The sequence below is a fragment of the Pseudomonas sp. G3-19 genome, from assembly GCF_054855875.1.
In genome coordinates this window covers 4,366,400-4,376,414 of record NZ_JBMPIQ010000003.1, presented here as the reverse complement: position 1 = coordinate 4,376,414, position 10,015 = coordinate 4,366,400, and the positions used below count along the sequence as shown (strand labels likewise).

Here is a 10,015-nt window from a genome sequence, read left to right as displayed (position 1 = left end):
GACGATTTCGTCGCCACCCCGCATACTCGCGCGCAGTTGGCCTATGCTGCTGACAGCATGACGCTGGATCTTTCTGAGGGATGCTCAATGTTTTACGTGCAACGCGATGCGCAAGGTCTGTTGATTCGCGTGGAAGCCGCGGCCTACGCCGAGGCCACGGAAACGCTGCCGGCCGACAGCCATGAAATCCAGGCCTGGTTCGCCAATGAAGTGGTGGAAACCAGCCTGAAACAGCTCAAGCAGAGCGACCTGGAAATGATTCGGGTACTCGACGACCTGATTCAGGTGCTGACCCAGAAAGGCGTGATCCGCGTTACCGATCTGCCGCCGGCGGCGCAGGCCAAGCTGATGGACCGCACCCAGGCGCGGGAAGCGCTGGGCGGGTTGAGCCACTTGATCGACGACGAAGAGACCGGGCTGATCTGATCCGCGATCTTCAGTGACCGGACTGACCCCTTCGCGAGCAAGCCCGCTCCCACATTTGAAATGCATTCCAATGTGGGAGCGGGCTTGCTCGCGAAGGCTGATTTACCGACAACGAATAACGAACAGGTTACTTCCAGGGCGTGGGCTCACCAAACAACTGCCCCTGCACCCCATACAAGCCCATCTCGCGAATCACCGACAACTCGCCCTCGGTCTCCACCCGCTCGGCAATCAACGGTAGATCGATGCTGTGCGCCGCACGCTGGATCGCTTCGATGAACAGGCGCTTGTCGCTCTCCTGATCGATGGCGCGGATGTAACTGCCATCGATCTTCAGGTACGCCAGCCCCAGCCGCGCCAGGTTGCCGATCATGCTGAAGCGTCCACCAAAGCGCTGCAGGCTCAGGGAGAAACCGAGTTCACGCAGGCGCCGGGTCAACTGCTCCAGCACCGCTTGCTCCGGCAATTGCTCCTCGCCGATCTCCAGCGTCAGGCGCTCGCCGAGGTCGGAGTGTGCGCGCAGAATCTCGAACACTTTGTTCAGCGCTTGTGGATCGGCCAGGGTTGCCGAAGAGAGGTTCAGCGCCAACGAATCCTCATGCCCTTTCATCTGCTCCAGCACGCGCTCGAGCATCAGACGGTCCAGTCGCGCGGTCCAGCCAAAACGCTCGAGCCACGGCAGGAAACGCCCGGCCGGGATGGTCTGGCCCTGTTCATCCAGCAAGCGCGAAAGCACTTTGTAATGCAGCACCAATTGCGTGTCCTGAGCGGCCACCACCGGTTGGAAATACAGTTCGAAACGCTGCTGATTCAGCGCCTGATCGAGCAAGCGATGCCAGGCGTGGTGATCGTCACCGACGTCCGCCACCAGGCTCTGATCGATGCACGCCCAGTTCTGCTCGCCCTGCCCCTCGGCCTGCGCCAGCGCCTGATCGCCCAGGGTCAGTACTGCTTGCGGTGAATCGCCGTGGGCAAACGGGGCGAGGCCAATGGAAGCCACGGCCGGCACATCGGTTGCGCCAGTGGCGTGCAGGCTGCTCAGCGCGCTGTCGAGGTTCTGCGCCAGTTGCAGCGCTTCTTCGCGCACCAGTCCCGGCGCCAGCACGGCGAATTCACCACCGCGAATACGGGTGACGAGGTTCTGGGTTTCCGGATATTTGGCGCACTCGCGGGACAGTTGCTCGCCGACAGCTTTCAACAATTCATCGGTGCGCTGACCGCCCAGACGCTGATTGAGCCCGGCCAGATCCTTGACCCGCAACAGCAGCAGATAACCGGAACTGGCCTGCTCCGGGTTGCTCACGCGGTTATGCAGCTGCATCTCGAAATAGCGCCGGTTGGCCAGCCCCGTGAGGTTGTCCTGATAAGACTCGGCACGCAGTTTTTCGCTGCGCTCGGCCTGCTCCTGGAACAACGCCTTGAGCTTCTCGACCATCTGGTTCATCGCCTGCACCACGCGCCGCAGTTCCGGGGTACGCGGCAACTCCGGCAGGCTGAGGAATTCGCGGCGGGCGATGGCGTGGGACTGCTTGACCATGTAATCCAGCGGGCGCAATTGCCGGCGCAGCAGCAACGCGCCGAGCACTGCACTGACCGCGCCGCACAGCAGCAGCCAGCCGAGGCTGCCCAACGCGCTCTGCCACAGCTTGGCCACGGCAAACATCGGGTGACTGACCACCTCGACCCGCGCCGCCTGCTCCCAGCCACGGCTGACCAGCGCGTCGCCACCGGCCGGTTCCAGGCCGATCAGTTTGACGAACCAGTCAGGCACATTGCTCACCGCCGGAATCCCGCTGCGCTCGACAATGGTCTGGTCGGTCTTGAGATCGACCACGCGGATGCTCGCGTAATAGCCGCTGTCGAAAATCGAGCTGACCAGCAGCTCGACCATCGCCGGGTCGTCGATATTCGGCGTCAGCGACAACGCCAGCGCCGTGGCGGCGTCCTGGGCATGTGAGCGCAGCTGGTTGACGTACTGGGTGCGCGAGCTCTCCAGACTGACCATGAAGCTGCCGGTGAAGGCGACCACCAGGAACAGACAGATAGCGATCAACAGCTGTTTGAACAAAGACATCTGAGCGCGTGCTCCTAGTTAGTCGTTTCGACCGGGAAACCTTCGGCCTGCATTTTCTTCAGCACATCCTGCCAGCGCGACAGGCGTTTGGTGTCACCGACCTTTTTGTTGCCCTTGGCTCCCGGCAGGTACAGACCTTCAGCATTGAAAGAGTAGACCGGCAGCAAGTCGGTTCGCTGGGACGCAGGCTGAATCGGATCGATCAGGCTGTCGAGCACCAGCGGCATGGCATCGGGGGTGGCGTAGTAAGTCAGCACCATGTGTGCGCGATTCTGGCGCAGTGCCTTGACGTAGGTGATGCGCAGCTTGTCACTGGAGACCCCGAGATGGCGCAGGCTGAAATACTTGGCGATCGCGTAGTCTTCGCAGTCGCCGGCGCCTTTCCACAACGCTTCGATGGGCGTCTCCCAATAATCGACCTGCCCCCACAGATCGATATCTTCTACATAACGCACCTGTTTGTTGAAAAACAGGTTCACCACTTTCAGCTTTTCCATCTCGCTGACCTGTTTCTGCGTGGCCAGCAGGTTTTGCCAGGCATCGATCCGCTGCTGCCCGGCACCCAACGGGCCGTAGAGCGCCGTAGCCTTGCGGCTGATCGCGGAAAAATCCCAATCGGCATGCAGGCCGCCCAGCATGACGCCGGCCAGCAACAGTGCGCAGCCTAGCCAGCGCAGAGTCCGGGGGATCGCGAAACGTACCGCCACAGCAGGTTTCCAGGGGGCAGGAAGGAAAGCGTTTGATGGTGAAGCTTAGCCCGGCAAAAAACAATGGCACCATGAGATCATCGCCATCGCGCTAAACTTCACAGAGGACAGCAATCCTTTACATGGTTTGACAACCTGTAGAGCAATCACTAGTGTCTTTGGATCCAAATTCCGTCGTCATTCAGGGTGAGTAGTTGTGACACAGAAGCCCAAACCGCTGCACAGCATCAAAGTCGATGGGCCGATTCCCGCACACCTTGCCCGCTCGATCATCGAAGAAACCCTGCGCTCGGCGATCCTTGACGGTCGTTTGCCGTGCGGCACCGCCCTGCGCCAGCAGGATCTGGCCGACCTGTTCGGGGTCAGCCGCATGCCGGTGCGCGAGGCTCTGCGCCAGCTCGAAGCGCAGGAACTGCTGAGCGTCACCACCCACAAGGGCGCCGTTGTAGCGCCGCTGATCCAGGGCGACGCCACCGAAACCTACGAGTTGCGGATCCTCCTCGAATCCGAGGCCATGCGCCAGTCGATCCCGTTGCTGACCAGCGCCGATCATGCGCACGCCGCCGGCTATATCGAAGAACTCGAAACCCAGCACGACTACAGCGAAATCGGTCGGCTCAACCGTCTGTTCCACATGGCCCTGTACAGCAAGGCACCGAATAAGCGTCTGCTGCGGCTGGTCGAAGACGGCCTCAACGAGGAGGAGCGCTTCCTGCGTTTCAACCTCGAAGCCATGGGCCTGGGCAAACTCTCCCAGGAAGATCACCGCGCCATGCTCCAGGCCGTGATCGAGCGCGATGTCGAGCTGTCGGTGAAGTTGCTCACACATCACCTCAACCGTGGCGTCGAGGTCATCACCCGCTTCCTCGCCAGTCCCGCCGGACAAAACCGCAAGGCCGTGCGCTGACACCCTTCACGCCGGTCTCAGGCCTTCCCGCCTGACCGGCGAATAACCCGCTTACAAATCCTCTCCCCGATCCTCCGCAAACCTGGTGGCGGATCCGCGTGTTCGCTCTAACCTCCCAGCGCTCGCAAGCCCGCCATTGCGGCTCGGCGCGGACGAATCGGTCATAGCCGTCCCGCCAATTTACCCGCACTCTTTAACGGCCACCCCATGAAGAACGGGCGACGCGCCGCACCGCCGGCGCAGTCCCCGCACCAGGAACCTACGGAAGGAGCCTTGCCACGGGATAAAAGGAAGTTACGGCGCCGTTTCCGGCCCACTTTCATTCCTATACATCACATTCAATTTCCGCTTCTTAAAGTTGCTTTGAGTGAGGCATTCACTCTTGTCTTCAATTTTGGCCATTATTTGCCGAAAGGAGCAACTACGCCCAAGTAAAACTTAAACCAAAAGTTTTACCGGGCCGACTCATACTTGAAAAACACACAACTAAAAATAATTAAAAATAAACTTGTTAAGTTATTTGACGATGTATTAGCTTTTCCTCGCCGAGCAGGTTCTACCTGCAAACACGGCACGGCTCCGCAGTCATCCAATAGCTTTGGCAAATATTCGCCAACGCATGGTCGAGAGCCTTTCATGCACTTTGCAAACTTTCATTAATCCGAATGAGGCCCGCGCTCGCCAATAGAAAACATTTCAAACTTATCAAGTCCGTGTTGATGCACTGAACGAGCAACTCCCTCTATTCCAATAACACCGAGGTTCGCCATGATGCCAACTAAAGAACAACTCGCCCTGAAAAAAGCGCAATTGAGCGTTCACCCGATCTTTACCGAGATCGATTCGTTATCGGTACTGCGCCGGTTCATGGAATCCCACGTCTTCGCCGTGTGGGATTTCATGTCGTTGACCAAGCGCCTGCAGCAGGAACTGACCTGTACGCGGCTGCCATGGTTACCGCCACGCGATCCGCATGCTGCGCGGCTGATCAACGAGATCGTGCTCGGCGAAGAGTCGGATGATCGTCCCGCCCACGGCCATTACAGCCATTTCGAGCTGTACCTGGACGCGATGCGCGAAGTCGGTGCGAGCACCACGGCGGTCGAACGGTTTGTCGCGCTGCAACAGGAAGGCGTGAGTTACGACGTCGCCCTGCAAAGCGTTGAGGTTGATCCGGCAGCGGCGAAATTTGTGCGCGAGACGCTGCACACCGCGCTGCACGCACCGGGCCACAGTGTCGCCGCCGCGTTCCTGCATGGCCGCGAAAGCGTAATCCCGACGATGTTCCAGCGCATCCTCGATGACTGGGGGATCGGCATCGAACAGGCACCCACCTTTCGCTATTACCTGGAGCGCCACATCGAGGTCGACTCCGAAGATCACGGCCCGGCGGCAGAGCAACTGCTCGAGCGCCTGGTCGATGGCGATCCGCAGCGTGAAGCCGAGGTCTACGCCAGCGCCATCGCGGCCGTGGAAAGCCGCATCGCCCTGTGGGACGGCCTGCGTCTGAGCATGCGCGAACCTTTGGCGGAGGTGGCCCAATGAACGCCGCCGACTATCAATCCTTCGCCGACGCCTGGGAAACCCGCGCCACCATCCGCACCCGGCCACGGCGTGTTCTGGAAGACGATGAACGCCTGATCTATCCGCTGAGCCGCCAGCCCCTGGTGCTCAGCGAAACCTTCCTGCGCGAGTGCCCGCAGCAGCGTGATTTTGCGTTGGTGCAGACGCTGTACAAGTTCATCAACGACGTGGTGATTTTCGAAACCGAAATCGTCGACCAGACCGCCCGCGCCATCGCCAAGAATCGCTTCGCCGTGCCGTTCCCGTTCGCCTGTCGCTACGACGCGATGACCGTGGTGGTGGACGAGGATTACCACGCGCTGGTGGCGATGGACTTCATGCAGCAGACCGTAGCCATGACCGGCATCGAGCCGATCGAACTGCCCACTGAAATCGAATTGAGCCGGGCAATTCCTGCCGCTGTGGCACTGGCGCCCGAACACCTGCGCAGCGCGGTGGAACTGATCTGCGTGGCCATCGCCGAGAACACCGTGACTGGTGACGTCGCCGCATTCGCCCGGGACGACACGGTCAAGCCGTCGATCAAAGGGCTGATGGCCGATCACCTGCTCGACGAGGGCCGGCACTCCAGTTTCTGGGCGCGCATGGTGCGCATCTATTGGCACACCGCCAATGACGCGGACCGGGAAACCATCGCGCAGATCCTGCCGGTGTTCATCGGCCATTACCTGACCAACGACATCCAGAAGTCCTTCGATCTGCGCCTGATCGACGCCTTGCCGGTCAGCGAGGCAGTGCGCCGCTCGCTCAAGGACGAAATGGCCGGGTTGGCCTTCCCGATCAATCGCCACCATCCGCTGGTGGGCAACATCGTGCGGTTTTTCCACAACAGCTCGCTGCTCGACACGCCCTGCGTGCAGCACGCCCTGCGTGACTATCTGGTTTGATGAGGAGGCCGACATGAGACGTCTCGACATTTTATTGATTGGCGCCAGCCAGGCCATGACCGACCTGGTGCAGGAACTCGAACAACACGGCCACTCCTTGCGGCGCAGCGGCGCGGCGCAATCGCCGGTAGACCTGATCATCGACGATGGCTTCATCGGCGCCGGTGATTTCTGCGCCATCCCGCACTTGCATCTGCGCCTCGGTATCGCTGCGCAGCGCCTTAGCGGTTTACCGACGCTCGACCTGTTGTGCTTCCTCGGCTCGTCACTGATCAGCCGTGTGCCGATTGGCGATGAGCCGTCCGGCAATGGTCAAGCACTGCGCCAGCGAGTGCTGACGCAGGTGGTCGACGAAGTCGCGCTGCTGGTCAGCCGTTTCTCCCGCGATGCCGAGTATTTTCAGCAGGCATTGCCAGTTACCGCGCCGGACTTCGAACAGGTGGAGGACCTGTCGTTTCTCGACAGTCTGGCTTACGTCCATCGCCTCAACGCCACGACGCATCCGGCATTGTTGCAACAGGCGCAGACGCCGTTGATCGAACGCCTGCAACGCAGCCTGATCGAACACGCCGAGCGACCGGCGCTGCACCTGGCCGAGCACTCGCTCAGCTACCGCCAGTTGCACGCGCACAGCCGTGCGATCCAGCAACGTCTGCAGCCACTGCTAGAGCAGCATCCGCAGCCGTGGATCGTGGGTATCTGCCAGCCGAAAAGCCCGGCGCTGTTCGCCTCGATTCTGGCGGTGCTCGGCAGTGGCGCGGTGTATCTGCCGCTCGAGCCGAGCCATCCGTTGCAGCGCCAGCAATACATCCTGCAAAACGCCGGCGCGGTGTTGTTGCTGCACGACGGCGAGCATCCGCTCGGTGAGTCGATGCCCGGGCTGGATGTCAGTCGTATCGACAATGCCGAAGCCGATCTCGACCTACCATTGATGCGTCAGCGGCCGACGCTTGAAGCACCGTGCATGGCGCTCTACACCTCCGGCACCACCGGGCATCCGAAGGGTGTACTGCTGAGCCAGGCGAACCTCGCGCACTTTACCGCGTGGTACGCCGATTACGTGCAATTGCGCGCCGAAAGCCGGGTGTTGCAGTTCTCTTCGCTGAGCTTCGACTCATCGCTGATCGATATCTTTCCGACGCTGCTCGAAGGCGCCGAACTGGTGGTGCCCGATGACACTCAACGCCGCGATCCGCTGCAGTTGGTGGCGTTGATCCGCCGCCGGCAACTGACCCACGCGTTCCTGCCGCCGGCGCTGTTGAGCATCCTGCCGCTGGAGCATTTGCATGGCGTCGAAGTGATGACCGGCGGCGACGTCTGCGAGCCCTTCGTCATCGAGCAACTGACCCGTCAGGGCAAGCTGCACAACCTCTACGGCCCCACCGAAGCGACGGTACTGATTACCGCTCGCCAGCTCAAACCGGGTGACAGCAACCGCACTCTTGGCGCACCGATTGCCAACAGTCAGGTGCTGATTCTCGATGACGATCTGCAACCGGTGCCGGATAACACCGTCGGCGAATTGTTCATCGTCGGCCCCGGCGTTTGCCTCGGCTATCTGAACAATGCGCAGCAGACCGCCGAGCGCTATCTGACCCTGCAACTGCCGCACGGTGAGACCTTGCGCGCCTACCGCAGCGGCGACATGGCCAAGTGGGGCGAACATGGCATCGAGCTGTGCGGACGACGCGACAATCAGGTGAAGATTCGCGGTTTCCGGGTCGAGCCGGAAGAGATCGAGCGCTGCCTGCGCGAGAGCCAGTTGTACCGCCAGGTGGCGGTGGTGATCGACCATCAGCAGCGGATTCTGGCGTTCCTTGCGCAGCCGCAGTCGGACGCTGCCCGCGATCTGTTGAAGGCGCATGCCCAGCAGTTTCTGCCGGACTACATGCAACCGGTGGCGTGGACTGAACTGGCGCAGATGCCGTTCGCCAGCAACGGCAAGGTCGACCGCAAGGCGTTGCTGGAGCTGCCGGTGAGCGTGCAGGACAGCGGCCCGAAATGCCTGCCGGCAAACGCTGACGAAGCGTTGCTGCTGGAGATCTGGGCGGAACTGCTGGAGTTGCCGAGCAGCGATATTTCCACCGACGAAAGTTTCTTCAATCTCGGTGGGCATTCGATTCTGCTGTCGCGGATGTTGCTGCGCTTGCGTGAGGAGTTCGGGCGCAGCATCTCGATCAACCGCTTCATCGAATTACCGACCATCATCAAACTCGCGACGCTGGTGCGCGGTACCGATGACAGCGCGGTGCTCAGCGCCCAGGCCATGGCCGACGCCGAACGCCCGCTGAACATCGAGCCGCTGCCGATCAGTCGCCTGGGCGATGTGCACAAGGTGATTGTCACCGGCGCCAACAGCTTTGTCGGCGTGCACATCGTCGAAGCGCTGCTCGGTTGGGGCGCCAGCGAGGTGGCGTGTCTGGTGCGTGACGGCGGCGGGCAAACCGCGGCGCAGCGGTTTGCTCAGGCGCTGCGTGAGAACCGCCTCGAGCACCTGGATCTGAGTCGGGTGCGGATCTATTCGGCAGACCTCACCCGCCCGCAACTGGGCCTGACCGACGACGATTATCAGCGCCTCGATCGCGAGTTCGGCGCACTGGTGCACAACGCCGCCAACGTCAACCACGTGCTCGATTACGAGTCGCTGGCAGCGGATAACGTCGAGCCGATTTTCGAGCTGCTGCGCCTGTGTGAAGGACGCAGCAAAAAGGTCTTCAACTTTGTCTCGACGCTGTCCGCTTCAAGCACCGTCGATAGCGAAGGCCGAGTGCTCGAATTGCCCGCCGCGCCGACTCCGCCGATTTACATCCGCAACGGCTACAACCTGTCGAAGTGGGTCGGCGAACGCGTCCTCGAACGGGCGCGCGAGTGGGGGGTGTGGGTCAACCTGTATCGCCCCGGCAACATCAGTTTCAACAGCCTGAGCGGCGTCTGCCAGCCGCACAAAAACCGTTTGATGCTGATGCTCAAAGGCTCGATCCAGCTCGGTCAGGTGCCGGCCTTTGCGCTGAATTTCGACCTGATGCCGGTGGACTTTCTAGCGCGTTTCATCGCCTTCCACGCCAGCCGTTATTCGACCGAGCACGCGGTGTTCAACCTGCACAACCCCGAACCGCTGAGTTGGGATGCCTACGTCGCCTCGTTCCGCGAAACCGGCAGCGAATTCTCGCTGGTCAGCGTCGCCGACTGGCAGCAGCAACTGGGCCGGGTCGACACCGACAACGCGCTGTTTGGCGTGCTCGGTTTCTACCTCAACGGCTTCGAGGAGGACATTGGCGACATCTCCCTTATCGGCCACGCCAACGCCGAAGCCGGCGTGCAACAGATGGGCGCGCACTACCCGGAAAAATCCCCGGCGCTGCTGCGTCGCGGCTGCGATTACCTGAAAGAAATCAACTTCATCTGATTCATCCAAAAAAGGAGCAACACC

The 10,015-nt window shown here is 61.1% G+C and carries 7 protein-coding genes; 5 read left to right on the top strand and 2 right to left on the bottom strand.

Annotation, left to right across the window (positions count from 1 at the left end):
• The first annotated feature begins 87 nt into the window (after positions 1-87).
• Positions 88-426, top strand: coding sequence for a tryptophan synthase subunit beta (locus ACOYXI_RS20130; RefSeq protein WP_098966540.1), 339 nt, complete (start codon positions 88-90; stop codon positions 424-426).
• A 127-nt stretch (positions 427-553) separates the two neighbouring features.
• Here the strand turns inward: ACOYXI_RS20130 and lapD are convergent, their stop codons facing one another.
• Entirely contained in the window at positions 554-2,500 is a 1,947-nt protein-coding gene (lapD, locus tag ACOYXI_RS20125; RefSeq protein WP_139053425.1) for a cyclic di-GMP receptor LapD, read from the bottom strand.
• A 14-nt stretch (positions 2,501-2,514) separates the two neighbouring features.
• Positions 2,515-3,207 carry a cysteine protease LapG gene (gene lapG / locus ACOYXI_RS20120; protein ID WP_007962016.1) on the bottom strand — a complete coding sequence of 231 codons (693 nt, stop codon included), beginning with the start codon at positions 3,205-3,207 and terminating at the stop codon, positions 2,515-2,517.
• 196 nt (positions 3,208-3,403) lie between these two features.
• On the opposite strand from lapG, the gene ACOYXI_RS20115 reads away from it, so the two are divergent.
• The 4 genes from ACOYXI_RS20115 (at position 3,404) to ACOYXI_RS20100 (ending at position 9,991) form a co-directional block, all read left to right on the top strand.
• Positions 3,404-4,114 carry a GntR family transcriptional regulator gene (locus tag ACOYXI_RS20115; RefSeq protein ID WP_135294689.1) on the top strand — a complete coding sequence of 237 codons (711 nt, stop codon included), beginning with the start codon at positions 3,404-3,406 and terminating at the stop codon, positions 4,112-4,114.
• Between the two features lie 768 nt (positions 4,115-4,882).
• Positions 4,883-5,659 (top strand): DUF3050 domain-containing protein, encoded by a 777-nt coding sequence (locus ACOYXI_RS20110; RefSeq protein WP_135294688.1) that lies wholly within the window; start codon positions 4,883-4,885, stop codon positions 5,657-5,659.
• A complete protein-coding gene (locus ACOYXI_RS20105) occupies positions 5,656-6,585 on the top strand; it encodes a diiron oxygenase (RefSeq protein ID WP_135294687.1) in 930 nt (309 codons plus the stop codon). The genes ACOYXI_RS20110 and ACOYXI_RS20105 overlap by 4 nt, the downstream gene beginning before the upstream one ends.
• Before the next feature lie 13 nt (positions 6,586-6,598).
• Complete coding sequence (locus ACOYXI_RS20100) at positions 6,599-9,991, top strand: amino acid adenylation domain-containing protein (protein WP_461675217.1); 3,393 nt, start codon at positions 6,599-6,601, stop codon at positions 9,989-9,991.
• Positions 9,992-10,015 lie beyond the last annotated feature (24 nt).